The sequence below is a fragment of the Sorangium sp. So ce128 genome (assembly GCF_051525245.1).
GTDB classification, from domain to species: Bacteria; Myxococcota_A; Polyangia; order Polyangiales; family Polyangiaceae; genus Sorangium; species Sorangium cellulosum_B.
Genome location: NZ_CP150313.1, coordinates 3212501 through 3238075, shown reverse-complemented (window position 1 = coordinate 3238075; position 25575 = coordinate 3212501). Strand labels below are relative to the sequence as shown.

The 25575-nt window shown below is 71.4% G+C and carries 19 protein-coding genes, 1 rRNA gene and 1 pseudogene (1 of these 21 running past the window's edge); 12 read left to right on the top strand and 9 right to left on the bottom strand.

The genetic code is table 11. The features are described from left to right. Nucleotides 1-18: 18 nt before the first annotated feature. On the bottom strand, nucleotides 19-672 hold the full coding sequence (locus tag WME82_RS12660; RefSeq protein WP_438043051.1) for an MEDS domain-containing protein: 654 nt from the start codon (nucleotides 670-672) through the stop codon (nucleotides 19-21). Between the two features lie 371 nt (nucleotides 673-1043). Here WME82_RS12660 and WME82_RS12655 point away from each other — a divergent pair. Continuing rightward, nucleotides 1044-1647 (top strand): annotated as a pseudogene (locus WME82_RS12655) (amidase family protein); the annotation flags it as partial. A gap of 130 nt (nucleotides 1648-1777) precedes the next feature. Continuing rightward, entirely contained in the window at nucleotides 1778-2362 is a 585-nt protein-coding gene (locus WME82_RS12650; RefSeq protein WP_438043050.1) for an amidase family protein, read from the top strand. Nucleotides 2363-2398: 36 nt separating this feature from the next. Here WME82_RS12650 and WME82_RS12645 read toward each other — a convergent pair whose 3' ends face one another. Continuing rightward, nucleotides 2399-3292, bottom strand: a complete 894-nt coding sequence (locus WME82_RS12645; RefSeq protein ID WP_438043049.1) for a toll/interleukin-1 receptor domain-containing protein — start codon at nucleotides 3290-3292, stop codon at nucleotides 2399-2401. 454 nt (nucleotides 3293-3746) lie between these two features. On the opposite strand from WME82_RS12645, the gene WME82_RS12640 reads away from it, so the two are divergent. After that, complete coding sequence (locus tag WME82_RS12640) at nucleotides 3747-4955, top strand: pyridoxal phosphate-dependent aminotransferase (RefSeq protein WP_438043048.1); 1209 nt, start codon at nucleotides 3747-3749, stop codon at nucleotides 4953-4955. Between the two features lie 31 nt (nucleotides 4956-4986). Here WME82_RS12640 and WME82_RS12635 read toward each other — a convergent pair whose 3' ends face one another. Then, on the bottom strand, nucleotides 4987-8973 hold the full coding sequence (locus tag WME82_RS12635; RefSeq protein ID WP_438043047.1) for a serine/threonine-protein kinase: 3987 nt from the start codon (nucleotides 8971-8973) through the stop codon (nucleotides 4987-4989). Nucleotides 8974-9259: 286 nt separating this feature from the next. Between WME82_RS12635 and WME82_RS12630 the strand changes: the two genes are divergently transcribed. Beyond that, on the top strand, nucleotides 9260-10408 hold the full coding sequence (locus WME82_RS12630; protein WP_438043046.1) for an ATP-binding protein: 1149 nt from the start codon (nucleotides 9260-9262) through the stop codon (nucleotides 10406-10408). A gap of 39 nt (nucleotides 10409-10447) precedes the next feature. On the opposite strand, the gene WME82_RS12625 is transcribed toward WME82_RS12630, so the two are convergent. Both WME82_RS12625 and WME82_RS12620 read right to left on the bottom strand, forming a co-directional pair. Further along, a complete protein-coding gene (locus tag WME82_RS12625; RefSeq protein ID WP_438043045.1) occupies nucleotides 10448-12016 on the bottom strand; it encodes an FAD-dependent oxidoreductase in 1569 nt (522 codons plus the stop codon). Nucleotides 12017-12032: 16 nt separating this feature from the next. Next, nucleotides 12033-13181, bottom strand: coding sequence for a polysaccharide pyruvyl transferase family protein (locus tag WME82_RS12620; protein WP_438043044.1), 1149 nt, complete (start codon nucleotides 13179-13181; stop codon nucleotides 12033-12035). Nucleotides 13182-13714: 533 nt separating this feature from the next. Here WME82_RS12620 and WME82_RS12615 point away from each other — a divergent pair. Beyond that, nucleotides 13715-14551 carry a hypothetical protein gene (locus WME82_RS12615; RefSeq protein ID WP_438043043.1) on the top strand — a complete coding sequence of 279 codons (837 nt, stop codon included), beginning with the start codon at nucleotides 13715-13717 and terminating at the stop codon, nucleotides 14549-14551. Between the two features lie 33 nt (nucleotides 14552-14584). Here WME82_RS12615 and WME82_RS12610 read toward each other — a convergent pair whose 3' ends face one another. After that, entirely contained in the window at nucleotides 14585-15439 is an 855-nt protein-coding gene (locus WME82_RS12610; protein WP_438043042.1) for an SDR family oxidoreductase, read from the bottom strand. Nucleotides 15440-15567: 128 nt separating this feature from the next. On the opposite strand from WME82_RS12610, the gene WME82_RS12605 reads away from it, so the two are divergent. From WME82_RS12605 to WME82_RS12575, 7 genes are all read left to right on the top strand, one after another. Continuing rightward, nucleotides 15568-16482: a LysR substrate-binding domain-containing protein gene (locus WME82_RS12605; protein ID WP_438043041.1), complete on the top strand. Its 915-nt coding sequence runs from the start codon at nucleotides 15568-15570 to the stop codon at nucleotides 16480-16482. Nucleotides 16483-16647: 165 nt separating this feature from the next. Continuing rightward, complete coding sequence (locus WME82_RS12600; protein WP_438043040.1) at nucleotides 16648-17022, top strand: hypothetical protein; 375 nt, start codon at nucleotides 16648-16650, stop codon at nucleotides 17020-17022. Beyond that, the gene (locus WME82_RS12595; protein ID WP_438043039.1) at nucleotides 17019-17438 is read left to right on the top strand and encodes a hypothetical protein; all 420 of its coding nucleotides are present in this window, start codon (nucleotides 17019-17021) and stop codon (nucleotides 17436-17438) included. The genes WME82_RS12600 and WME82_RS12595 overlap by 4 nt, the downstream gene beginning before the upstream one ends. 128 nt (nucleotides 17439-17566) lie before the next feature. Then, entirely contained in the window at nucleotides 17567-18016 is a 450-nt protein-coding gene (locus tag WME82_RS12590; RefSeq protein WP_438043038.1) for a hypothetical protein, read from the top strand. A gap of 300 nt (nucleotides 18017-18316) precedes the next feature. Continuing rightward, nucleotides 18317-19822 (top strand): hypothetical protein, encoded by a 1506-nt coding sequence (locus WME82_RS12585; RefSeq protein WP_438043037.1) that lies wholly within the window; start codon nucleotides 18317-18319, stop codon nucleotides 19820-19822. A gap of 7 nt (nucleotides 19823-19829) precedes the next feature. Then, nucleotides 19830-21248: a hypothetical protein gene (locus tag WME82_RS12580; protein ID WP_438043036.1), complete on the top strand. Its 1419-nt coding sequence runs from the start codon at nucleotides 19830-19832 to the stop codon at nucleotides 21246-21248. Then, nucleotides 21241-22074: a class II glutamine amidotransferase gene (locus tag WME82_RS12575; RefSeq protein WP_438043035.1), complete on the top strand. Its 834-nt coding sequence runs from the start codon at nucleotides 21241-21243 to the stop codon at nucleotides 22072-22074. Before WME82_RS12580 ends, WME82_RS12575 begins: the two co-directional genes overlap by 8 nt. A gap of 96 nt (nucleotides 22075-22170) precedes the next feature. On the opposite strand, the gene WME82_RS12570 is transcribed toward WME82_RS12575, so the two are convergent. The 3 genes from WME82_RS12570 to WME82_RS12560 form a co-directional block, all read right to left on the bottom strand. Next, nucleotides 22171-22545: a zf-TFIIB domain-containing protein gene (locus WME82_RS12570; protein WP_438043034.1), complete on the bottom strand. Its 375-nt coding sequence runs from the start codon at nucleotides 22543-22545 to the stop codon at nucleotides 22171-22173. A 174-nt stretch (nucleotides 22546-22719) separates the two neighbouring features. Then, on the bottom strand, nucleotides 22720-24522 hold the full coding sequence (locus tag WME82_RS12565; RefSeq protein WP_438043033.1) for a hypothetical protein: 1803 nt from the start codon (nucleotides 24520-24522) through the stop codon (nucleotides 22720-22722). Nucleotides 24523-25050: 528 nt separating this feature from the next. After that, nucleotides 25051-25575 (bottom strand): 23S ribosomal RNA (locus WME82_RS12560); it runs 2514 nt beyond the window's last position.

Sequence of the window (25575 nt, the reverse complement as noted above, 5' to 3'; positions counted from 1 at the left end):
GCGAGGCGGCGGAGAGGGTCAGCCCTCGTTCGCGAGAGACACCGGCGCCCGCCGCAACGCGAGCTTCTTCAGGAACGTCACCGGGTCGAGGTAGTACGGATTCTCGTGCACGTGGCCGCCGATGATCACGTGCGAGTGCGTGGCGAGCACATCGGCGATCACCCGGCCGCTGAAGCGATTGACGTCGTAGCAGCAAAGAAGCGTGCAGTCGTGCTTGGGCGCCAGCGTGTTCACCTTTGCTTCGTAGACCATCAGGTCCTCGGTTCCTGGCAGGTTCTTCAGCGCCCATTCCATGTCGCCGCAGGTGCGAACGGACTTGAACTCGCCTTCGGCCGCGCCCTTGAGCACGCCCTCGAGGGTCGAGAACATGCGGTCCGCGACGAACACGTTGTCCTGGAGGTACGTCTGCTCGGAAGGCACGACCTTGAGCTGGCCACGCTGAATCGCGTCCTGCACGGGCACGCCGCCCTTTTGCATCCGATCCACATGGTCGTCATGCGCGCTCGACTCGAAGATGGTCACCACCTCGTCGCCGATATCGATTCCTTCCCGGAAGTACGGATTGAGGACGTCGTACATCTCCTTGCGCGAATCGAAGAACGCGCAGATGTGCTGCAGGCCATGCAGCTCCTTGCCGCAGAGGCTCACTTTTCGCGTACGTGTCGGCGCCATGTTGCACTCCTGAAGCTCGCACGTCTACCACCTCGTCGCGTCCGCGTCGACCCATCGTGGTACAGCGTCATTCCCGGAGTTCGTCCCTGGATTGACGCTGTGTCCGCCTGGCGACGATCCGGGCTGACCGGGTTCATGAAATAAGCGAGTGAAAGAAGCGAGCTCGTCGGGGGACAACGCCTCGAAGCGAGTTACTCGATGGGCGCGAGCGTCCAGGGGAAGTCGGTCAAAACGGATTTTGCACGAGCTCGGGACACCTACGCGCGTGGGGCCTGCCCCGAGCTGATGGATTCAAAAGCGCAGGCGATCATGAACAGCGCGCCGGCGCTCGAGAGGGAAAAGCCCACGAACGCGCCCATGCTCCCGTGTGCCCCCCGCTCAACGCGTTCGCGCTCCTCGACGAGGGGCGGGCCCTCGAGGCCGCGCGGGCGTCCGAGGCGCGCTGGAATCGAGGCGAGCCGGTGGGGCGCCTGGACGGGGTGCCTGTCTCGGTGAAGGACCTCCTGCTCACGCGCGGCTGGCCGACCCGGCGGGGCTCGCGCACCGTGGACGCGGCCGGCCCCTGGACGGAGGACGCGCCCACCCGCCGTCGCCCGGCTGCGGGAGCACGGCGCGGTGCTCTTCGGGAAGACGACGACGTCCGAGTTCGGCCTGAAGGGCCTCGGCGACAGCCCGCTGACGGGGATCACGCGCAACGCGTGGGAGCCGCGGCGCACGCCGGGCGGCAGCAGCGCCGGCGCCGTCACGGCGGTCGCTGCCGGCTTCGGGCCGCTCGCCGTCGGTACGGATGGCGGCGGCTCGATCCGCGTGCCGAGCGCGTTCTCCGGGGTGGTGGGGTGCAAGCCGACCTTCGGTCGGGTGCCCGCGCACCCGGCGAGCGTGGTGGGGGTGCCCCCGCACGTGGGGCCGATCGCGCGCACCGTCGGTGACGCGGCGGTGCTCCTCTCGGTCCTCTCCGGTCCTGACGACCGCGATCCGTTCCGGGCCCCGCCGCCGCGCGAGGACGCGCTGTAACCTGGGCGCGGTCGACGCCCCCGACGCGCTCGACGCGTCCGGCACGCTCGACCCGTCCGACGTACGCTTCCTGCGCCGCGTGCGGGTCGGCGTGAGCGCCACGCTGGGGTACGTCGCTCTGCCGGCGGAGACGCGGGTTTGCTTCGACGCGGCGGTCGCCCTCCTCCAGCGGCTCGGCGCCGAGGTGGAGGAGGTGGCGCCGCCGTTCGACGACCCGGGGGGCGTGCTGCAGACGCTGTTCGCGGCGCGCGCCGCGCACACGGTGCGGGAGCTCGGACCGGAGCAGCGGGCGCTGCTCGATCCGGCGGTCCAGAGCGCGGCAGCCCAGGGAGAGGCGCTGAGCGCCGTGGCGTACCTCGAGGCGGAGCGGCAGCGCGCGGAGCTGGCCCTGGCGATGGCCGCGTTCCACCGCCGCTTCGATCTGCTGGTGACGCCGACGTCGGCCGGGGCCGCGCCCCTGATCGACGGCGGCGCGCTCCCCGCCTCCTTCGCCGCGCCCTTCAGCCTGACGCGCCAGCCGGCGATCAGCGTGCCGATGGGCCTCACCAGCGCTGGCCTGCCGCTCGGGCTGCAGATCGTGGGGCGCCACTTCGAGGAAGCGCTGGTGCTGCGCGCCGCCCTCGCGCTCGAGCGAGAGAGCGCCCCGCTGCGAGCACCGCCGCTCCGCGCGAGCTGAGCGGTCGCGCGAGGCGCCCGTCGGTGCCATGCGAAGCTAGCCGGTACGCTTCAGCAATGCCTCCAGCCGGCTCTTCAATGCCGAAGGGTCGCGATGCAGGTGGTACGAATAAAGCCATTTCCTACGCCGCGTACCGAAATGAAGAAACCCAGAGGTGCGCCTGTAGTGTTCGAGCTGGACGGGCAACGCGTCCTCGATCGACTCCTGCCATCGGAGCGGGTCGTATGGCGCTGACTTCGTCAAGTCGTCAAGAACACAGGCAATTTTTGATTCTGTGACGAGCAGCCAGGTCTTCTGGAAGCTGTTTTCATAGACGAGTATCGGATCCGCGACTGGCCTCTCTCGGTCTCGGTCGCGAGCCAAGACGACTCGAGCGACGCCAGCAGCAGACAGAAACCCGGCCGCGTCACGGTAGGTCGGCATCTCGGGCATTGTCTGCCGGACTGTCCGCGCTGGCCGCACTCCAGACCCAATCTCGCTGACGAGCGTCCGGACGCCGCGTGCGACCGAGGTCCACGCTTCATCTGGATGTGACCATGATGCGACCGGTCTTGCGTCCTGCGGCAGCGCGCTCAGCCCAGCGAACGGAGCGTCACTCCACTCGCAAGATCGCACGATGACGGGGACGAGCCGTGCCTCGCCGCGGTCATGTCGCTCGACCGCGCGACGCATCTCGATGTCCCAGCAGTAGTCGGAGTCGAGAAATGATGTGCTCACGAGCAGCACAATGATATCCGCCTCGTCGAGGGCTTGAGCCACGCGAGAGTCGACGACATCTCCTGGAAGAATTGAACGGAAGCTCCACGTTTCGACGAGCCCAGCCCGGCGCAGACCGGCCAGCGCCTTATCAAAGGCACAGCGGTACTCCTCATCGTCGGCCGAGTAGCTACAGAAGACCTTGATAGGACGAGCAGAGGGCGAGGCCAGCATGCGAAGCGCTTCTTTCTGTCGAACCGTTCAATCCGGTAGCAGCCTCGATTCCCGTCCGACCCCAGAGCCGCTGACTACCTTCTCGGCGTGGAGCGTCTCCTCCGACCCCCACCCCGCCGTGCCGCCCCACCCACAGCGAAAAAGTAGCGTATCCGCACGGCACCCCGTCCTGTCAAGGAGACCAGCCGAGCGGCGTGGAGGCGCGTGCGGGCGCCACACGGGACGAAGGCGCGAGCAGGGTGCCCCACGAGCCCCTGCGGGGGACAACGACCACTCCGTAAGCCGAGCTCGCACCGCGCCCCATCCTCACCCTGGTCGCACGCCTTCGCACACAAGTTCTGGGGCCGCGCCTCTCGCTCTTCCTTCTTGCATCTGGCCAGCGAAGGTGGCCTCCTGAATCCTGGGGACGAATAGCCTGGTTGATGCCGGTTGAACACCACGAGAGGAGCACTCCATGCAACCTCGAACGACAGCGAGCGAAGCACTCGACGCCCCGGTTCGCCGGGCCGGCGCGCCGCCCATCGACATGGCGCTGAACCACGGCACCTACTGTTCCGAGCGGTGCGCCGACGTCCTGCGGCGCCACGCCGGCAACATCTCCCTGCGGAGCTATCCGGCCGGGGACAACGGAGATCTCCGGCGCGCGCTCGCCGCCGACGCGGGCGTCAGGCCGGAGAACGTGCTGGTCGCCAACGGGAGCGGCCCGCTGCTCAAGACCTGCATCCCATTCCTGATCGAGCGCGAGATCAAGCGTTCGGCGATGCGGACACTGCGCTATCTGCTGAAGCGCACGGCGTATCCCATCATCACCACCCGGCTCACCTACTCCAAGGTGCCTGCGTCCGGGGTCCGCGTGGGGCTGCGATGCGAGCTGCTCCCGCTCCGTCCGGAGAACGGCTTCGCGCTCGACGTGGGGATGCTCGAGTCGCGCCTCTCGCGGCAGGACGGCCTGGTTTACCTCTGCAACCCCAACAACCCAACGGGCAACGTCCTCATCACGAGGCAGGAGCTCGGTCCGCTGCTCACCCGGTTCCCGGACTCCCTCTTCTTCATCGATGAAGCGTACGTGCACTACCTCGAGGAGAGCCCGAACACCCGGATGGCCGACCTGGTGCTGCGCCATCCCAACCTGATGGTGCTCCGTAGCTTCTCCTTCGCCTACGGGCTCGCGTCGGTGCGCGTGGGGTACGCCATGGGGGACGCGAAGGTGGTGGCGCAGATGGAGGCCAAGATGACGCCGCACCGCGTCGGGCAGCTGGCCGCAGAGCTCGCGATGGCGTCGCTGCAGGACAGCGGACACCTCGGGTTCGTCCGGCATCAGACAGCGAGGGAGCGCGCCAGGCTCATGGCGGCCATCGGAGCTCATCGCGCTCTGGAGGCCTGTCCGTCACAGACCAATTTCATCCTGTGCCGCGCGCGCGGGGCGTGGTCAGGGGCCAAGATCCACGACGCGCTGCTCGCCCGAGGCGTGAAGGTGAAGGCCTTCGAGCCGTTCGGCGACGAGCGATACGACGAATACTTCCGCGTGACCGTCGGCCTTCCGGCGGAGAACACCTGCTTCATCGAGCAGCTCGACGCCCTGATGAGCCCGCGCCGCAGGGAGGAGCCCTCCAGGACGGCGGCGTCGGCGGTCCGCCAGGTCGAGCTCTCGGAGCTCGCTTAGCCGCCCCACCAGCGCATGATCGTCCCCAAGATCAGGCGACAGCCCCCTGGCGCTCCAGAGCCCACGCCTCGGCGAGCGCGAGCGCCCGGGCGTTCTCGGGGATGCTCTCCAGGAAGCTCTGCCGCAGCGCTGGCCTGCCGATCTTCGCGGCGCGCTCGAGGAGCCGCGAGCGCGCCGCCTCGATGATCTGCGCGGCGCGCTCGCGCTCGCCGGCGGCGCGCAGGGCCTCGGCGTAGGTCAGGCGGATCAGCGACTCTCCCTCCTCGGCCATCCCCGCGTCCTCGATGAGGCGGAACGCCTCCTGCGCGTGGACGAGCGCCTCGGCCGCCCCCTCGGGCCCCCCTCCCATCCGGGCGCGCGCCTGGATGGCCAGCGCCACCGCGCGCAGGAGCGGCGCCACGTCGAGCAGCGCCGCCGCCGCGCCGGCCTCGCGCGCGGCGGCCTCGCCGTCGCCCGAGAGCAGCGCCGCCCGGGCGAGGTACGCGCGCGAGAGCCCCTCCATGCGCCGGTTGCCCTGCCGGCGCGACGCGTCGATGGCCTGCTCGAGCAGCGCGCGGGCCTCGTCGATCTGGCCCGCCTGGAGGAGGGCGTGCCCCAGGTTCTGCCACGCGGTCGCGAGCACCTCGCGCAGATCCATCCGTGTCGCCTGGGCGACGGCCGCGCGCAGCAGCTGCTCGGCGCGCTCGAGCGCGCCGAGCTCGGTGAGGATGAAGCCCATGTTCAGCTGGACAGAGCAGGCCTGTCGGCGATCGCCGGCGCGCCCGAACGCCCCGACCGCCACCTCCAGGGCGTCCACCGCGGCGGCGTGATCACCCGCCAGCGCGGCGCGGAACGCGACGGTCTGGTGCAGCCCACCGACCGCCTCGTCGTCGACGGCCGGAGGATCCCCCGCGAGGCGCAGGCTCTGCTCGAGCAGCGCGTCGGCGGTCGCGTGCTGGTTGGCGAGCATGAGCTCCGCCGCGCACCAGGAGAGGCAGAGCACCTCCGCGCTCAGCGCCCCCTCGGCGGGCGCCGCCGCCGCGACCCGCGCGGCCCACGCCCCGGCGCGATCGACGGCGCCCTGCTTGCTGGCGCCGATCAGCGCCGCGGTGAGCGCGCGGTACCATGCGCCCGACCCCGGCTCGAGCAGCGCGACCGCCTCCGTCGCGCGCGCCTCGGCGGCCGACAGCTCGCCGCGCCACAGGTGCGCCTCGGCCTGGACCAGGCGCAGCGCGCCGAGATCCCGCCCGCTGGCCCCGGAGGCCACGCCCCGCTCCGCGCGCGCGAGCGCGGCCGCGAGGTCGTTGCCGCGGAGCGCCTCCTCCGCCGCGGCGCAGAGCCACCGCACGGCCCGCTCGGGTTCGCCGCCGCGCTCGCAGTGCCCGGCCAGGACGAGCGCGTCCCGCTCCCCGGCGTGCTCCAGCCACTCGGAGGTGAGCCTGTGCCCGAGCCGCTGATCCGCCTCGGTGAGCATCCTGTACGCCGCGTCGCGCACGAGCCCGTGCCGGAACGCGTACTCCACCTCGCCCGGGAACCGGGACGCGGGCCGCCGCGCGATCCACTCCTGCTGCTCCAGCGCGAGGAGGCAGCCCGCGAGCGCGGCGTCGTCCCGGTCCACCCCGAGCAGCCGGGCGACCGCGCCCCACCAGAACACCTCGCCCAGCAAGCTCCCGGCGCGCAGCGCCCGGCGCGCCTCCAGATCGAGCCCCTCGAGGCGCGCCTGCACCATCGCGAGCGCTGTCTCGGGCGCCTCGCCCGCGTCGCGGCCCTCGGCGCCCCCGGCGCCCTCGGCCGCCACGCGCAGCATCTCCTCCAGCAGGAACGGGTGCCCCGCCGCGCGCCGGACGAGCCCCTCCACCTGCTCCGCGGGCGCCTGCTCCCCGAGCGCCGCGCGCACCAGCCGCTCGCAGGCGAGGGCCGGCAGCGCCCCGAGCCGCATCGCGGTCGCGCCCCGCTCGGCCCACAGCCCCGGGAACACCCCGTCCACGTCGGGCCGCCCGAGCCCCAGCACCAGGAGCGGGCTCGACCGGAGCTGCCCGAGCGCCGCGTCCACGAGCTGCACGGTCGGCAGGTCGCCCCAGTGCAGGTCCTCGAGCACCAGGAGCACCGGCCCCGCGCGGCACTCCGCCTCCAGGAAGGTGAGCCAGGCGCGCCGCACCTGGTCGGCCATGAGCATCGGGTTCTGCCGCGCGGCGCGCAGCTCGCGCCGATCCGCGTCCGGGAACGGCGCGCCGATCACCTCGCCCAGGAACTCCGTCACCCGCGCCTGCTCCGCGGCCTCCACGGATCGCGCGACGCGCGCGGCGAGCTTCTCCCGGCCGCGCTCCTGGGGCTCGCCCTCCGCGATCTGCGCCGCGCGCCGCACCACCTGGGCGAGCAGCCCGAGCGGCGCCCCGGCCCGCACCGCGTCGCCCTGCGCCGTCCAGATCTGGGGCGGCGCCTCGCGGCCGCGCATCCTGCGCGCGAGCTCGATGCGGAGCCGCGACTTGCCCACGCCGGCCGCCCCGATGACGAGCGCCGCCTGGGCGCACGGCTCCGAGGCGCACTGGTCGAAGAGGAGCTCGAGCCAGCGCAGCTCGCTGCTCCGCCCCACGAACGGCGTCGGCTTGCCGAGCAGCGCGCGCGCCTCCTCCAGCGGCTCCTGCTCGCCGAGCAGCGCCGCCCCGCCCTCGCCGTGCGCCACCTCGAAGCGCGGGCCGAGGAGGGACGCGGTCATCGCGTCGATCGCGATCGGCCGGAGCGCGTCCTCTGCGCCCCGCTCCGCGGCCGTGAGGTTCGCGACGGCGCGGTCGATCACGGGCCCGAGCGGCTGGGTCCCGTCCACGACCTCCCAGCCCGTCGCGAGCGCCACGTCGGAGGCCTGGAGCAGCGCCTTGAGCGAGAGGGCGCACCGGGCCGCGCTCGCCGCGAGATCCGTCGGCGCCTCGGCCCCCGTGAGCAGGGCCGCGATCGATCCGTCCCGGAGCAGCTCCACGCGCGCGCCGTGCAGGTCGGTGGTCCTCCGGATCGCCTGGAGGAGGGCGAGCGGCCAGCGGCGATGATGGGTCAGGCCGCGCGCCGGCGCCGTGCTCGCCTCGCTGGACACGGGCTGCGGCGGCCGCGCCGGCTCGGCCCGGCGCACCGCCAGCACCACGCTGACCAGCCGCCGCTCGGCCGTCGTGAGGCCGACCGACGGCGAGAGGGGCGCCGCGCTCGCCTCGCGGATCTCCGGTGAGCGCAGCTCCGCCGCGACCGCGTGCGCGTCCCCGGGCCGCAGCCGCCGATCCTTGCCCAGGAGGCGCGAGAGGAGCGCGTCGAGCGCCGGGGGCGCGCCGGGCCACAGCTCGCGGAGGCGGGGCGCCTGCTCGAAGAGCACCTTGGTGAGCAGCGCGACGACGTGCACCCCTGCGAACGGCGGCCGCCCGGTGAGGCACTCGAACAGCACGCACCCGAGCGCGTACAGGTCGGCGCGCGCGTCGATGTCGGGCTCGCCGCGGACCTGCTCCGGCGCCATGTAGGCGGGCGTCCCCACCGGGGCGTCGGGGTTGGTCAGCGTAAACGTGACGTCGGGGGCCCGCGCGATCCCGAAGTCGAGGATCTTCACCGCCCCGACGTCGCCGCCCGGCAGGAAGAGGTTCGCCGGCTTGACGTCCCGGTGGACCACCCCGCGCAGGTGCACGGCGCCGAGCGCCTCGGCGGCGCGCGCGGCGAGCGCGAGGCCCTCGTCGAGGCCCAGCGGCCCCCGCCGGAGCCGCGCCGCGAGATCCTCGCCGTCGAGCCACTCCATCGCCAGGTACTGCCGGCCCTCGGCGGTGACGCCGTGGGCGACGTGCCGCGCGATGGCGGGGTGGTGGAGCCCCGCGAGGACCCGCGCCTCCCGGCGGAACCGCTCGGCCTGCTCGGCCTGCTCGGTCTGCGCGGTCTCCGCGTGCAGCCCCACCTTGAGGGCAACCGGCTCCCCGGTCTCGCGGTCGACGGCCCGATAGACCGCGCCCATTCCCCCGGATCCTGCGACGCGATCGAGCTCGAAGCGACCTGCGAACAGGTCCCCGGGGCGCATGCGCGGAGTATCGGGCACGCACGCCGCGCGTGCCAGGGCGGAGCGCGCGGCCGGGACCGACGCAGCGTCCTCCGCCTCCTTGCCTGGAATCTTCCTGCCTTCGAGCACGCCGGCACGGGCAGCCCCAGCGCCGCCGAGGCCGTCCTTCGCCGACGACTCCCACCTCGGCCAACCTGGCTCCGTCCGGCTCGTGATTCTCCTGGGGGGCGTTGCGGGATCGATGACAATGGCCAGCTGCGCCGCGCCGAATGACGAAGCGCATCTACATCGATGGGGGAGAGCGCACGTGAGCCAACTATTGTCGCGCATCACGGTCCTGCTCCGTGAGCGAAGCGAGGACATCATACGCCGGTGGATGGTGCGCGTGCGGGGCACACCGAAGATCCACCGAGCCCGTGCGCTCACCGATGAGGAGTTGAGAGATTACACGCCGAAGCTCCTCGAGGACCTCATCGACTCACTCGCGCAGAGCGCGCAGCCGGGCACGCCGGGCGGAGCCAGCGGCCCGGAGATCGGCAGCTCGGAGGCCGCCAAGGTGCACGTCTCGCATCGCATCGCCGAGGGCTACACCCTCGCGGAGGAGCTGCGCGAGCTCGGCGTCCTTCGCTCCGTGATCGTGGATCTGTGCGCGCGGGAGGGGGTGGTGCTCGGCGGCGAGGAGGCCCAGCTCGTGCACTCGGCGCTCGACGAGGTGATGCTCACCGCGGCCGTCGAATACGAGCGCGCGAGCTCGGCCGATCTCCGCCGTGACGTCGCTCTCCACGAGCTGTTCATCGCGGTCCTCGGGCATGACCTGCGCAACCCGCTCTCGGCCATCCGGTTCGCCACCGCCGCCCTGCTCAAGCGCGAGGACGTCACGACCGCCGTGGCGAGGCTCGCCCAGCGCATCGCTGCGAGCAACGAGAGGGCGGTGCGGATGGTCGAGGAGCTGCTCGACCTGACGCGCATCCGCTCCCACCGGGGTCTTCCGGTCGAACCGGAGCCCGTCGACCTCCGCGCGATCTGCGAGCGCGTGGCCGAGGAGCTCGAGCTCGCCCACCCGGAGCACACCATCCGCTTGACGGCCCACGGCGACGGGCGGGGCAAGTGGGATCCGGGCCGGATGGGGCAGCTCCTGTCGAACTTGATCGGCAACGCCGTCGACTACAGCCCGCCGGAGGAGCCGGTGCAGGTGGAGCTGCGCGGGCACAAGAATGTCGTCGTGATCGAGGTGATGAACCGCGGGACCCCGATCCCGCCCGAGCTGCTGCCCGTCCTCTTCGATCCGTTTCGCCGGGGCGAGCAGAGCCAGCGGGTCGTGCACCGCTCGAAAGGACTCGGGCTCGGGCTCTTCATCGTCAAATCGATCGTCGACGCGCACGGAGGCTCCATCCAGGTCACGAGCACGCTGGAGGAGGGCACCACGTTCCACGTCGAGCTCCCCCGTTCGTCGTGACGCCGTCGTTTCGCCGATACGCCGCGGCGCGGCGCTGGCTCAGACCGGCCTCAGCGCCAGCCAGGCCAGCTCGATGCCCTCGCGGACCAGGAGCGCCTGGAGCTCTTCGCGGAGCGAGCTCCGGGCGCGCACCTGCCGCGGCAGCACGCGGCGCTCCAGGCAGAACGTCGCGAGCAGCCCCGCCGCCTCGCCGACGCTCCACTCCACAGGGTGGACCCGGTAGGCGCCGTTCGTGATGTGCGTGACGCCAAGGTTCTTCCCGCCCGGCAACAGGTTCTCCACCCGCACCGGGATGAGCGCACCCAGCGGGATCTGGAACGGCCAGCAGCCGAGATCGAGGTACCCGGCGCCCCCGACGCGCGGGTGCAGATCGATGCGATAACACCCGATCCCGACGCTCTCCTCGAACGTCGCGGGGCCGTCGGGCCGGAGCGGATACGCGATGTGCTGCTCGAGCACCGTGAGCTCGGCCCGGATCCGGCGGGACTCGCGGATGTAGGGCGCTGGCGCGAGGCCGTCGACCGTGCCGCCGACCACGTCCCCGCGGAGGCGCAAGCCTGGATAACCGACCCCGCCGTCCGGGCGAGGCGCCTCGGTCTGCATCCAGTACAGAAGGCTCAGGCTGAGGTTCCGCGCTGCGTCCAGGTGCCGCGCGGCCTCCGCCTCGTCGACGCCGCAGACGGGCCCGAACCAATAGTCGTTCTGAGGCCAGTTCACGATGGTGACGTCGCTCGGCGCGAACCCCGCTTCGAAGACCGTCCTGTCGAGGATCCGCCGGAAGCTCCACCAGGGATGCCGGTCCTCCGCGGCGAACAGACCTCGAGTCAGGGGCTCGTGTGTCTCGGGTCGAACCGCCGTCCAGTCCAGCAGCCGACCCGGCCAGCCGGGCGGCTCGAGCGAGCGCCAGCGCTCGTACTGACAGGGCCTGTCGATGACATGGTCCTCTCCAGGGTGGTGCTCGATCGCAAAGCAGACGGTGATCGCCTGCTGGGCCCTCGGATCCGCGCGCTCGGCGGCGTGCGGCTCGCAGGTCTCCGCGCGAGACTCTGCCCCGAGCACGTGCTCCACGCCCGCGAGCGAGAGGAGCTCGCCGTGAGGCGTGGCATCGATGAAGAGGTCGGCCACGAGGAGGACATCGCGCCCCGATTCCAGCCCTCGGACCACGACGCCGGTCACCCGATCGCCGTGCGTCCACGCCGAGATGGGCCGGTGAGCATGGATCGCGACGAGGCGCCCGTTGAGCCGATACGGCGCGATCATCTCGTGCAGGACCGCCACCGCGACCCGCGGATCGTGGCACAGGCGGCTGACCCAGCCGTTGCCGGGGTTGAGCTCGGGGAGCGCCCTGGCCGACGCGGTGAGCGGTAGATGCCTGCGGTAATACTCGCGGATCCCCTGGCGCAGCGCGCGGTAGCTCCGGGTCGCCCCGATGTCCTCGATCCACGGGTGCTCGTCCGGAGGGACCGCCTGGTTCGTCAGCTGGCCCCCGAGCCAGTGAGTCTCCTCCGTCAGGACGACGCGGCGGCCCGTCCTGGCCGCCGCGAGCGCAGCCGCGCAGCCGCCGAGCTCTCCGCCGATGACGGCGACGTCGGTCCTGATCACGTCCACCGCCAGCTCCCCGCGCTCACGCGCTCTTCCGCACGGGCTGCGCCGCCGGAGCTCGCCGCGCGAGGAGCTCGGTGACGAGCTGGTTAGTCTCCCTCGCCCTGGCCTTCAGGCCAGGGAGCAGCCGGCGGATCTTCGCGCGGATCTCGTGACGCGTGTCCCACGAGCGATCGAGCCTGGCGATGAGCTGCCCGGAGCTGATGCTCCCGAGGGGCGGGGTCTCCATCTCGAGGTCCTCGATGAACCCCGCGATCTTGGACGCGTAGGGCAGCGCGACGAACGGGGTCTCGCGGAGCGCCGAGAAGATCAGGAAGTGGAGGCGCATGCCCACCACGAACTCGAGGTGCCCGACGAGGCCGAGGATCTGCTGCGGCGTGTACCGGCGCCTCAAGACCTCTGCCCGCTCGGCGTTCTTCATGTGGGCGACGACCGCGTGGCTGTGCTGCACGTCCGTCCGTTCCATGGACACGAACACGACGTCCGCGTCGAGGCGCTCGACGACGAAGTCGGCGGCGTTGGCGAGCAGGCCATAGTACTCGTCAGGGTCGATGTCGGGCGCCGCCGGGCCCGGCTCCCTGACGGAGAAGCCGACAAGGTGCCGCTCGAACTCGACCCCCTCGGCCCGGATGGCCTCGATGGGCAGCGCCTCTTCGCGCAGCAGCAGGGCCGGATCGGCCGTGAGACGAATCTCGCGATTCACCCCCACCTCCTCGAGGAGGCGACGTCCCTGCTTGTCTCGTACGGTGACGATGTCCGCGGCGTTCAGCGCCGCCCGTACAGCCTGCTTCGCGCTCGGGTCCGACAGCGGACCGGCGCTCACGGCGTAGATCACGACGGGGACGCCGCGCTCCTCCGCGATGAGCGCCTCTCTCAGATAGACCGGCGCGTCCCGATCGTACAGGATGCCTCCCCCGCCGAGGACGAAGAGATCGAGGCGCTCGATCTCGGCGGTCGATTCCATTCGGGTGAGGTCACGAACGGGGACGACGCGCTCCACCTTGTGGCGCGCCTTCGTGTCCTCCGGGCACAGCGAGAACACGGTGATCTCCGCTGGAATCGTCTCCCGGAGCTGCGTGACGATACCATCGAGGATGGCCTCGTCGCCGAGGTTCATTCCGCCGTAGGACCCTGAAATCCCGATTCGGAACGGCTGGTTCGCCTTGTCCATCGTGGGCTCCTCCCGCGAGCGCCTCCGCTCGATCGCCGCGCCGTCACGTCGCGTCGAGCGCGGCCCTCCGCCAGCTGCGACCTGCTCGGTCGTCCGAGAGCGTCAGCGCAGCGCAGGACCTTGCCACGGCGGCGGCGAGGCGCAATGTCCGCCGGCGGAGGACACCATGGGACACGTGCAGGCGCGGACGACCCGGAGTGGCTCGAGAGAGCCAGGCGGCGAGGCGCGCCCGGCCAGGGAGCAGCGCGCGGGGCGAGCCGCGGCGCGGGTCGCGCGGGCCGTGCCCGCGGGTGATGTCGTTGACGAGGCCTGTCAGCAATCCTTTCCTGCCAGCGACCCGCCTGCCTGGACGCCTGTGATAGCCGGCCTGCCGCGCGACGACCGGTCAGAATGCCCCGACCTGGGATGACCGTCCCCGTCCGCACCACCGCGCGGCTCTCGCCGTCATCGTACAGATAGAGCCGGTGTCGGGGACCGGCGCGCCCTCGTCGACGCGCGCCTCGAGAGAACGGTCATGATAGCGTGACCTGCTGATGCTTCCGCGCACCCTCGCCTTGCTCGCCCTGTGGACCTGCGGCTGCGCCCCGGCGCTCTCCACGCTCCAGCCGGCCCACGTGGCCGAGAAAGGCCATGTCCAGGCCGAGCTCGGGCTCGACGTCTCGATCCCGACCGGCACCCTCGCGTCGCTCGTGGACGCCGGCGTCGTGCTGGCGGACGCCGCGGAGTCACGAGAGCTGTCCGAGGCCGAGCGGCAGGCGCTCTTCGAGGCGGGCGGTGCGCTCGCGTTGAACCCGCCCTCGGTCACGCCGCACCTCGGCATCGGCTACACCGCGCTCGATCGCTGGGAGCTCAACCTCCGATATACCGGCAGCGCGTTCCGCCTGGGCACCCGCTACCAGCTCCTGAAGCGCGACAAACACGGCATCGATCTGACGGCCGGCGCCGGCGTCGGGCGGTACGTGATGGAGTTCCCCGTCGGGAGCGTCCTTGGCCTCGTCGAGCTGGAGGACTTCACGCGATGGCAGATCGACCTGCCGATCCAGATCGGGACGGCGGGAACATGGTACCGGGTCTGGGGCGGCCCTCGCCTGATGTTCACGAGCTTTGGCACCGCGCTCGTCCTGGACCTGCCCGCCTTCACCGGCTATCCGGGCGAGCGGGAGCTCGCGTCGTTCTCCGGCACCGGCTTCTACGTGGGCGGCCAGGCCGGCGTCGCGCTCGGCTACAAACACGTATTCTTCGGCTTCGAGCTGACGATGGCGGAGATCTTCTCGAGCGGTGAGCTCACGGTGCTCGGTCAGCGGGCGGTCGCGCTCGATCTCGACAGCTTCATCGTCTACCCGTCGGTAGGGCTGATGGCTGAATTCTAGATCCAGAGCACCGGACGATCGACGCGCGCCGCCTCAGCGGAGCGCCGCCGCGTGGTCCTGCGCGAACCGCTCGAAGCCGATCGGCTCACGCCCGGTGACGTCCTTCACCGCCGAGGTCACGCCGGCGCCGGCGCCGCTCCGGTAGAGCCGGTTGAGGTCGATCATCGCATCGGCATAGAGATCGGGGACCCCGCCGGCGACCATACCGGCCTTCGCCGCGTCGTCGGACACCGCCACATAACGCACCTCCTTGCCGAGCACGCGCGTGAGGATGTCCGCCGCCTCGCTGTAAGAGAACGCCCTCGGGCCGGAGAGCTCGTACGCCTTGCCCTCATGGCCCGAGGTCGTCAGCGCCAGCGCCGCGACCCGCGCGATGTCGCGCACGTCGATATGGCTGATCTTCGCGTCGGCCGCGGGCAGATAGAAGGCGCCCTGCGCCCTGATCGAATCGGCCATGTAGGTCACGAAATTCTGCATGAAGCCGTTCGGCCTGAGGAACGTCCAGGCGAGACCCGAGGCCTCCACCGCGCGCTCTATCGGCCGGTGGATCTTCGCGAACGAGTACGCCTCGTCCCCGGCGCCCCAGACCGAGAGCTTCACGAGCCGCTTCACCCCGGCGGCCCTGGCCGCCTCGACGACGCGGATCTCCGCCTCGATCTGCCCGGCGCCGCCGGACCCCAGCAGGAACACGGCATCGACGCCATCGAGCGCCGGTCGCAGCGTCTCCGGCTTCGCGAAGTCGAGGATCACGGCGTCGTGCCCCGCCGCCTTCGCCCTCTCGGCCTTGTCGCTGGAGCGGTGGGCGACGCGGGGCTTCACGCCCATCGACTTCAGCTCATCGAGGAGGGCGCCTCCGACAGTCCCTCCGGCTCCCGTCACGAGAATCATGGGTGGTTCCTTCCTGATCGCGTGCATCGTGGTGCAATCGAGCCGCGCTCCGCGGCGCCTGTGGAACCAGACGATGCGCGCCGGCACCCTTTTTGACAATAGGCCACATCGGGGCCAGACTGGAACGCGTGGAGTACCAATCGGGCCGCTCGCTCGAGGAGCTCGCCGCCTTCGTCGCCGTCGTCGAGGCCAATGGGTTCACCGCGGCTGCCCGCGCGATGCGGGCGCGCAAGGCGACGCTCAGCGCCCGGGTGCAGGAGCTCGAGCAGCGGCTCGGCGTCTCGCTCCTCGTCCGGACGACGCGCTCCCTGCGCCTGACCGATGAAGGGCGCGCGTACTTCGAGCACGCGCGAAGGTCGCTCGCCGCCGCGCGCGACGCCGAGGCCGTGGTCGCGCTGGCCAGGTCGAAGCCGAGCGGGCTGCTGCGGATCACGACGTCGGCCGCGCTCGCGGGGGCGCTGCTGGAGAGCGTCATCACGCCGTACCTGGCCCGTTACCCCGAGGTCTTCGTCGAGCTGGACACCTCGGTGCGCAGGGTCGATCTGGCGCGCGAGGGCTTCGATCTCGCCATCCGCGTCGGCCCGCTCGACGACTCCTCGCTGGTCGCCCGGCGGCTCGGCACGGCGACGGGCGGCTATTACGCGAGCCCCCGCTACCTCGACCGCCGCGGCGTCCCGGCGCGCCCCGAGGATCTCGGCCGCCACGAGACGATCGTCGTCGCGCGCGAGGAGGGGCCCAAAGATTGGCCCTTCGTCGCTGGCTCGAGGAGGCGGTCCATCGCCGTGCGCCCGCGCCTCTCCGTCGGCAGCTTCGAGCTGGCCGCGCAGGCCGCCGCGGCCGGCGCCGGCATCGTTCGAGCGCCCCTCTACTTCGTCCGCCCGTTCCTGTCAAAGAAGCGGCTCGTCCAGGTCCTGAAGGAGTGGACGCCTCAGGGGTTCGACGTCCACGCTGTCTTCCCGCCCGGCGGCACGCTCGTCCCGAAGACCCGTGTCTTTCTCGACATGCTGGCGGCCTGGTTCACGAGGAACGGGAGCTGCGCATGACGCGCTGTCGCTCGTGGCGCCTCGCGTGGGAATGGAACCGCGCGGCGTTACGATAGCTTATCGCTCCTGAAAAGCGGCCGAAACAGGCGCCGTCCGATCATGGCAGGGTCCCCGCGGCGGTGCTCGCCGGAGGGGCGCTGTTCTCCCCACCTGGAGGCATTGCGCGTGGTGACCCCTGCCGACCTCGCCATCAACGACCTCGGCCCCTGCCGGCACCCCTCGCCCGTCGCCGAGAAGCTCGGCGAGAAGGCCACGGTGTACGTCGGCGAGGCCGACAAGGTGCTGTTCAACGATCGCCTGTCCGCCGTCCTCGCGGACGCCTCCGGCGCGCGGCCTCCGGCGTTCGAGCTGGCCGGACCGCGCAACCGCGTCTTCTGGGATCCGAAGGAGGTGCGCGCCGGCATCGTGACGTGCGGCGGGCTCTGCCCCGGCGTCAACAACGTCATCCGCGGCCTCGTGCTCACGATGGCGCAGAGCTATGGCCGTGCGGGCTGCTCGCGCACCTCGAGCGCCGGCTCGCCCGCCACGGCAACGCCGTGATCGTCGTCGCCGAGGGCGCCCTGCAAGAACACTGCACCTCCAGCGCGGAGCCCATGGCGACGGATCTCAGCGGCAACCTCAAGCTGAAGGACATCGGCCTCTTCCTGCGCGACCGCATCAACGCGCACTTCCGGGCGCGCGGCGTCGAGGCGACGCTGAAGTACCTGGACCCGAGCTATCATATCCGCAGCGTCCCCGCGTCCCCGTCGGACAGCGTGTATTGCTGGAACATGGCCCGGAACGCGGTCCACGCGGCCATGGCGGGCAACACCGAGATGCTGATCGGCCGGTGGCACGGCCGCTTCGTGCACGTGCCGATGCCCCTGGCCGTCCGCATGCGCAAGCAGGTGGACCCGACGGACGACCTGTGGATGGCCGTCGTGGAGGCCACGGGGCAGCCGCTCTCGTTCTACTAGCGCCACCCGCCAGGGGTCCGGAGCGAGGATTCAACGCAACGTCGCAAAGCCACAAAGTCGCAAAAAGAACAATTGGATCGGCCTTCGCCCCGCGCGCCGCGGGCTCGCCCCGTGCCATCATGGCCGGCATGAAGCTCTCGCTGCCCTCTCGCTCGCTCGTGCTCGCCGGCCTCGCCTGCCTCGCCGGCTGTACCAAGGAACCCGCGCCGCAGGCCCCGCCGGGGGTCGACGCTCCGCCCGCGTCGCAGGCCCCGCCGGCGGCCGAGACCTCGCCCGCGGCGCAGCCCCCGCCGGCTGCCGGCGAACCGCGCGCTGCGGCGTCGGAACCTCGGTGCGAGGCCGACGCCGACTGCGTGGCGTCCTGCGCGCGGGCCGGGCAGTGCTGCGACCAGCTGTGCCCGCCGTGCGACCAGGCGTTCCACCGCGACGCGCTCGCGGAGCTCCAGAAGTGGCGCGCCGCGAGCTGCGCCGCCGAGAGCTGCCCGGTCGCCAAGTGCATGGCACCGAAGGAGGACTCGGTCGCTCGCTGCAAGGCGGGCGCGTGTGTCGTCGAGCGCGTCCCGCACGTCGACCGATGAGCCGGCGCCCGGGATGAAACCTCCCCGATACCTGCGCGAAACTCGGGGGACACCTTCGCACAGCGCCCACGGCGCGTTTTGCCACAGGCTGCATCCGCGCCACACCGATCGAGCTCGACGCCAGCGGGCCGCCGTCTCCGGCCTCCTTCATGTCGAGACCGCCGTCCGTGGCCCTGCGCTTGCATTGCGCGGCGCGTAGGGCGCGGGAACATCGCGATCCCGGCGGCGAGCTCTCCTGGAGCCCACGGCGCTCGCCGTGCTGGAGGACGGGCCCTCGCCGGGATCGCAGCGGGAGGTCCCTTGGGCATCGAGATCCAGCAAGACCACTTCAAGACCGTCGATTATCGGCTCTTCAAGACGCGGCTCCAGCAGAACCTCGCGGCGCTGGAGATGGTGCTCGCCCGGCCGGGGTTCGGCCACGGGGAAGCGACGATCGGCACCGAGCTCGAGATGTTCCTCGTCGATCGCGAGGCGCGCCCCGTGCCGATCGGGGCGGAGATCGCGCGCGCCGCGGCGAGCCCGATGATCACGCCGGAGATGGGCGCGTTCGACATCGAGCTCAGCACCCAGCCGGTGCCGCTCGCCGGCAGGCCGCTCTCGGCGCTGCGCGAGCAGATGCGCGCGACCGTCGAGGCGATCCGCGAGCGCGCGGCGGCGCGGGGCGCGCGCGTGGTCCCGGTCAGCATCCTGCCGACCTTCCAGCGGCGCGACTTCAGCCCTGCGACGATCACGAACCTGCCCCGGTATCGGGCGCTCGCCGCGGGGCTCTGCAGGCTGCGCAGGGCGCCCTTCCACATCCAGATCGACGGCGCCGAGCCGCTGGAGCTCACGTCGGACGACCCCGCGATGGAGGCGGCGAACACCGCCTTTCAGATCCACCTCCGGGCCACGCCCGACGCCTTCGCGCGGCTGTTCAACGCCGCCATGATGATGACCGCGCCCGCGCTCGCGGCCGCGTGCAACTCGCCCACCTTCCTCGGCCACCGGCTGTGGCACGAGACGCGGGTGGCGGTGTTCAAGCAGGCAGGCGACGATCGCCCGCCGGCGCCCGGCGCGGACTGGAAGATGCCGGCCCGCATCGGCTTCGGGACCGGCTGGGTGCGCGACGGCGCGGCGGAGCTCTTCATGGAGAGCGTCGCGCTGCACGAGCCCATCCTCCCCGTGTGCGGCGACGAGGACGTCGTCGGCTGCGCGCGGGCCGGCGGGATACCGCAGCTCCACGAGCTCCGCCTGCACCACGGCACCGTCTGGAACTGGAATCGACCGGTGTACGATCCGGCCGGCGACGGCCACTTGCGGATCGAGCTTCGCGCCTTGCCGTCCGGGCCCACGCTCGATGACATGCTCGCGAACGGGAGCTTCCTGCTCGGAGGCATCCTCGCCCTCGCCCCCTCCATCGGAGAGCTCCTGCCGTCGTTCCCGTTCGAGCTCGCCGTGAGGAACTTCTACCATGCAGCGCACTACGGCCTCGACGCCGAGCTCGTCTGGCCCGCCGTACCGGGGGCCGCGCCGAGGTGCGTCCGGGCGCGCGATCTCCTCCTCTCGCTCTTGCCGCGGGTCGAGGAGGGCCTCGTGACCGCGGGCGTCGACGGGGACGAGGCCCGCCATTATCTCCGGATCTTCGAGGCGCGGGTCGCCAAAGGCATCACCGGCGCCACATGGCAGCTCCGCGCGCTCTCGGCGCTGGAGATGGGCTCCGCGTCGCGCGAGGAGGCGCTGAGAAAGATGCTGGAGCGCTACATGGCCGAGGTCGACTCCGGCGCGCCCGTGCACGCCTGGGGGACCCCGCGCGCGGGCGCGACATGAGGTCGCCATGAGCCAGGACGCCACGAGATCCCTCGCGGAGCAGCTCGACGCCCGGCTCGCCGCGCCGGGGGCGATGGATGCGGCGCGGTTCGAGGCGTTCCTCGAGGCCCAGCGGCGGCTCGGGCTGGTCCACGGCGCGCGCCCGCTGTGCCGCTATCTGCGGCCGTACCTCATCGCCGAGCAGGACCTCGCCGCGATCGCCCGCGCGGCCGAGCAGATCGCCTCCGCGCTGGAGAGGGTCGCGCAGCGCGCGATCCGGGACGACTTCCTGGCCGAGGAGGTCGGGCTCTCCGCGGACGAGCGCGCCCTCGCGGCCATCGTGCCGGGTCCGGGGCCGCTCCACACGGTCGGGCGCCTCGACATGCTGATCACCGACGGCGGCTTCTCCTTCATCGAGTACAACGCCGACTCCCCCGCCGGCCTCACCGACCAGATCCTCGTCGAGCGGACGCTGATGGCGCTCCCCCACCTCGCGCCGCTCCGGGACGGGCGTGGCCTGCGCACGCCGGCGCCGCACCGGGCGCTCCTCGGCGCCCTGCGCGAGGGCTACGCCGCGTGGGGCGGGCGCGAGGCGCGGCCCGCGATAGCCATCGTCGACTGGGCCACTGTCGACACCTCGGCCGAGCTCAGGGTGCTCGCCGACCTGTTCTCGGCCGAGGGGCACCGGACCAGGATCGTCGATCCGGACGAGCTCACGTACGACGGCCGCCGCCTCGGAGCGGGCGGGGAGCGCATCGATCTCGTCTACCGGCGCGTGATCACGCAGGAGCTCGTCGGGCGGCGCGGCCTCAATCACCCCCTGATCCGCGCCTACTGCGATCGCGCGGCGTACGTGGCGAACTCGTTCCGGATCAGGCCCCTCAACAAGAAGGCGGCGTTCGCCGTGCTGAGCAACCCCATGTTCTCGGGCCTGTTCACGCCCGAGCAGCGCGCGGCCATCGCGGAGCACGTCCCCTGGACGCGCCGGGTGACCGCCGGCCGCGCCGCCTGGCGGGGCCGCGAGGTGGATCTCGTCGAGCTCCTCCTCGGAGAGCAGGAGAGCTTCGTGCTGAAGCCGAACGACGAGTACGGCGGCAAAGGCGTGCTGCTCGGGTGGACGGCGACGCCGGCGGCCTGGAGAGAGGCAGTCCGGGCCGCCGCGGACCAGCCCTGCATCGTGCAGGAGCGGCGCCGCCCGCGCACCGCGCGCATGCCGACGTTCCGCGGCGGCGCCGTGGAGGAAGAGCATGTCTATTTCGACCTTTGCCCCTTCGTCTTCGCCCGCGGCGTGGAGGGCCCGCACCCCACCTTCACCACGCGCATGGAGGGCGCCATGGTCCGGCTCTCCGCCTCGGAGGTCAGCAACGTCTCCGCGGGAGGCGGGGTCACGGGCCTCGTGATCGTCGACGGCGCGCGCGCGCCGCGGGAGGGTGCCCGTCATGTGTGAGCTGCTTGGCATGGTGTCGAACGTGCCCACGGACATCGTGTTCTCGTTCACGGGGCTCGCGCTCCGCGGCGGGCAGACAGGGCCGCACGCGGACGGCTGGGGCGTCTCGCTGTACGATGGGCTGTTCGCGCGCACGTTCCTCGAGCCTCACCCGGCCTTCTCGAGCCCGCTCGCGCGGTTCATCCGCGAGAACCCGATCCACACGGCCCTCGCCATCGCGCACGTGCGCAAGATGACGCGGGGGGGAGCGGCCCTGAAGAACACGCACCCGTTCATGCGGGTCCTCCACCGCCGGCACATCGTGTTCGCGCACAACGGCACCTTGCCCACGGTCAGGGATCGGAAGCTCCACGTCGAGACGCCGGTCGGCGACACCGACAGCGAGCACGCCTTCTGCGTCCTCCTCGAGGCGATCCGGAGCGCGTACGGCGAGAGGTACCCGGGCGACGCGCGGGAGCTGGGGCGCACGCTCTACGAGCTCGGGAACGAGCTCGGCGCCGATGGCGTCTTCAACTTCCTGTTCGCGGACGGCGAGCACCTCTTCGCCCGCTGCGGCGACAACCTGTCCTGCATCCTGCGCCAGGCCCCGTTCGGCGAGGCCACGCTCGTGGACGCGGATCTCAAGGTGAATTTCAACGACCTCCACGGCGTCGGCCCCGACGCGCGGATGGCGGTCGTGGCCACAGAGCCGCTCACGCGCGACGAGCTCTGGCGCAAGGCGACGCCCGGCACGCTGTGGGTCTTCCGCGCCGGCGAGCTCCTGGCGACGTTCCCCGAGGCCGGCGAGGGCTCAGGCGCCGAGGAGTCCGGCCGCGAGGCCCCCTGATCGAGCGCGCCCCGGGGGGCAGCCGGGCGGGCTCCCGAGGCTGAGCTGCACGGCCGAGGAGAGCCCGTGTCCGCGGCTCCGGGCGCCGGCACGCCGTCAGCTGCGCGGGCGCGCGACCAGGTCCCGGAAGAAGTCGCTCAGCGTGTGCTCCTTGTAATCGCGGAACTCGCCGGCATCGAAGTAGACGCCGCCGCAGACGCTGCAGTTCTCGTACCAGATGTGCGACTGCTCCGGGTCGACCATGCGCACCATCGGCGTCGAGCAGCGGGGGCACGGCACCCGCCGGATCTGGTTGTTCTTCCGCCCTACCGAGGGGTCGCCGGTGTCGATCTGCTGGGAGCCCGCCATGGCCTTGAGGGACTCCTTCTCGCGGCTGTCGAACCAGATCCCGCCGCACGCCGTACACCGGTCGACATCGATCCCGCCGAAGGTGACGATATCCATCGAGGCCGCGCATTTCGGACAGTTCACGTCATGCTCCAGTGCGGCAGGCGCCGCCGTCGGGAGCGATGGTATCAGACGCCCCGGATCGCGGGAAGAGCGTCGATCGCCTCGCTGGAGACGGTCGGCGGCACGCACGGTCGCCAGCCAGCGGGCGGGCCGTCCCCCACCGCGCGCACCGCGCGCACCGCGCGGCGCGCGACGTCATTTCGAGCCCATCTTCTCCTTCACGATCTGCTGCAATTGCTCGAAGTAGCGGCTGTCGCGCCGGACGGCGATGCCGAACTGGGATGTCCCGAGCTTCGACTTCGAGTAGACGACATAATGGGACATCTCGCGGTGGGCCGTCAGATCCTCGGTCATCTGCACGTAATGAGGGTGTGGCATGTAGATGAGATCGGGCTTGTAGGCCTCGAAGAACCTGTCCGCGGAGAACGGCTCGAGCGCGAAGCGCCGGTCGTTGAGGCCGGCCATGTCGATGATCGTCTTCTTGAGGTTCATCGCGCCGAGCATCCCGACCTCGGTCGTGGCGATGACGAGGTCGTCGGGGAGCTTCGAGACGCGATCGATCGCGAACCAGTATTTCTGCGGTCCCGAGGTGTTGCCGTGCTTGACGATGTTGAAATGCCCGAGCCGATTCGCCGCGACGGCGCCGGCGAGGTCCCTGCCTGCCGCGGCGAGGGGAGTCGACAGCTGGAGCCAGAGGATCGCCAGCGCGGCCACGCCGGCCAGGGGCAGGGCGGCCGGCGCGGGCTGGCCGACCGAGTCGGAGAGCGTCCGCGCGAGCCGGGCGGCGCTCCGGCAAGCGAGGTAGATGAGGCCTGGCAGCGGCGCGTAATAGAACCTCTGCGCGAACCCCATGATCGGCACGACGAACAGCCACGAGTAGGCGAGGCACAGGAGCGTCGCGGCGAGGACCCCTTTGTCGAACGCCGAGGACTCCGCCCAGAAGGCCCGGGGGCCGCTCCTCCGCCCCTCGCCTGCCGGCGCGCCGGGGCTCGCCTGCCGCGCGCCGAGGCCCACGAGCACGTCGAGCGCGATGACGGTGAAGAGCGGCCAGAAGAGCTCGATCCAGTCGACGAGATCGATGGTCGGACGCCCGCGGTAGGCGCGGAGGATCCCTGATCCGTAGAGGTTCGTCGACTTGGCATAGAACGGCAGCGGGAGGGGCGAGCCGAAGTACAGCTTGGCGGCCGCGAGGTGGAGGGCGAGGACGCCCGCCGTCGCGGCGAGGGCGGCGAGCCCGAAGCGCCGGCGGTCGCGGTCGCGCTCGAGCGCGACGAGCGCGAGCGGGACGAGGACGGCGTAGGCCGTGAGCTCTGGCCGCACCGAGAAGGCGAGCCCGCCGAACGCGCCGAGCGCCACGCCGCCGGCGACCCGGGCCGCGCCGAGCAGCCGCAGCGTGAGGAGCAGGTACGCGGTGAGGAAGCAGAGGCCGAACGACGTGTCCATGCCGCTCACGAAGTGGTCGGTCAGCGTGGACCGGGCGGCGCAGAACGCGACGAGGGTGAAGCAGGACAGGCGCGCGACCTTGCCGTCGCCGGCCGCCCGCAGGACGAGCAGGGCGAGCAGGACGAGCAGCACGGGACCCCAGACGAGGCTCTGAAGCATCGCGGCGAGGCTCGTGTTGCCGCCGGCGATGAGGTGGAACGGCACGGCGGCGACGATGAAGGCGAGCGAGGTGAGCCCGTAGGACGGCGGCCCCTTGGGGTTCCACGAGACGCTGTGCTCGGCGAGGATGTTGTGCGCGTACCGCTGGAACATGTACGCGTCGTCCCAGAGCGTCGTCAGGTCGAAGCGCACCACCGTCTTGCACGCCAGCAGCGCGAGGCAGAGCGCCATCGTGATCCAGAAGCAGACCGAGGCGAGCCTGCGCACCGCCTCCCGTGGCAGCGACGGAGAGCGCTCCACGGCCTCATCCGCCGCCGCGCCCTGCCCTGCCGATGCATCAGCGGACGGTTCGGCTCGCTGCTCCTCCGGCAGCGTGGTTTCTACGTGCGTCGTCATCGTGCTTCGCGCCTCGACTACATGGTTCCGGCCGGAAGCCCCGCTTCCGCCGACGGGTTCGCGTCACCGAGGCGAGCGCCGTGGGGAGGCTCGCGGCGCTCGGATTCCCTTTGCGGATCGACGCGTTGCGCCGTCTCCGTTGGCCACTGCCTCAGAGGTCGCATGCGGCGACCATAGTCGCACCTGCAGCGCGCCGTACATCCGGAACCGGCGTGGAAAACTTGCCCCGCGCAGCACGAGGCGGCGCGCGGCCGCGTTCGGCGCCGTGGAGCGCCTCGGACCCGGGCCCCAGTCCTTCGCGCGGGGCCGGTCAGCTCACCGAGGCCCCCACGCCGCGCGAAGAACGAGGCCCCCCGGGCGGCCCGGCCGGTGAGCCCAGCGAGGCCCAGCTCCGCGAGGCGAAGACAAAAGCAGAAAAGCCCGCATGACGTCCGCCATGCAGGCTCTCTTCTGAAGCGTCTCTCGCACGCTGCGACGCGCCGCTCACACCCGAGCACCGGGCGCGAGGCTCGTCACGTTCCATGGAGCAAGGTCAAGCCGCACGACCTATTAGTACCGGTTAGCTCCGCCGATTGCTCGGCTTCCACACCCGGCCTATCAACCTCGTGGTCTACGAGGGGTCTTTAGGGGCCTTGCGGCCCGGGACACCTAGTCTTGAGGCCGGCTTCCCGCTTAGATGCTTTCAGCGGTTATCCGTTCCGTACATGGCTACCCGGCTATGCCCTTGGCAGGACAACCGGAACACCAGAGGTACGTCCACCCAGGTCCTCTCGTACTATGGGCAGCTCCTCTCAAGTGTCCTACGCCCACGGCAGATAGGGACCAAACTGTCTCACGACGTTTTAAACCCAGCTCGCGTACCGCTTTAATCGGCGAACAGCCGAACCCTTGGGACCTGCTCCAGCCCCAGGATGCGATGGGCCGACATCGAGGTGCCAAACCGCGCCGCCGATATGAACTCTCAGGCGCGATCAGCCTGTTATCCCCAGAGTACCTTTTATCCGATGAGCGATGGCCCTTCCATACAGAACCACCGGATCACTAACGCCTGCT

Coding starts and splice junctions, on each gene's coding strand:
- WME82_RS12660 (WP_438043051.1), bottom strand. CDS start 672: ATGGCGCCGACACGTACGCGAAAAGTGAGCCTCTGCGGCAAGGAGCTG.
- WME82_RS12645 (WP_438043049.1), bottom strand. CDS start 3,292: ATGCTGGCCTCGCCCTCTGCTCGTCCTATCAAGGTCTTCTGTAGCTAC.
- WME82_RS12640 (WP_438043048.1), top strand. CDS start 3,747: ATGCAACCTCGAACGACAGCGAGCGAAGCACTCGACGCCCCGGTTCGC.
- WME82_RS12635 (WP_438043047.1), bottom strand. CDS start 8,973: ATGCGCCCCGGGGACCTGTTCGCAGGTCGCTTCGAGCTCGATCGCGTC.
- WME82_RS12620 (WP_438043044.1), bottom strand. CDS start 13,181: ATGGACAAGGCGAACCAGCCGTTCCGAATCGGGATTTCAGGGTCCTAC.
- WME82_RS12615 (WP_438043043.1), top strand. CDS start 13,715: ATGCTTCCGCGCACCCTCGCCTTGCTCGCCCTGTGGACCTGCGGCTGC.
- WME82_RS12610 (WP_438043042.1), bottom strand. CDS start 15,439: ATGATTCTCGTGACGGGAGCCGGAGGGACTGTCGGAGGCGCCCTCCTC.
- WME82_RS12590 (WP_438043038.1), top strand. CDS start 17,567: ATGAAGCTCTCGCTGCCCTCTCGCTCGCTCGTGCTCGCCGGCCTCGCC.
- WME82_RS12580 (WP_438043036.1), top strand. CDS start 19,830: ATGAGCCAGGACGCCACGAGATCCCTCGCGGAGCAGCTCGACGCCCGG.
- WME82_RS12575 (WP_438043035.1), top strand. CDS start 21,241: ATGTGTGAGCTGCTTGGCATGGTGTCGAACGTGCCCACGGACATCGTG.
- WME82_RS12565 (WP_438043033.1), bottom strand. CDS start 24,522: ATGACGACGCACGTAGAAACCACGCTGCCGGAGGAGCAGCGAGCCGAA.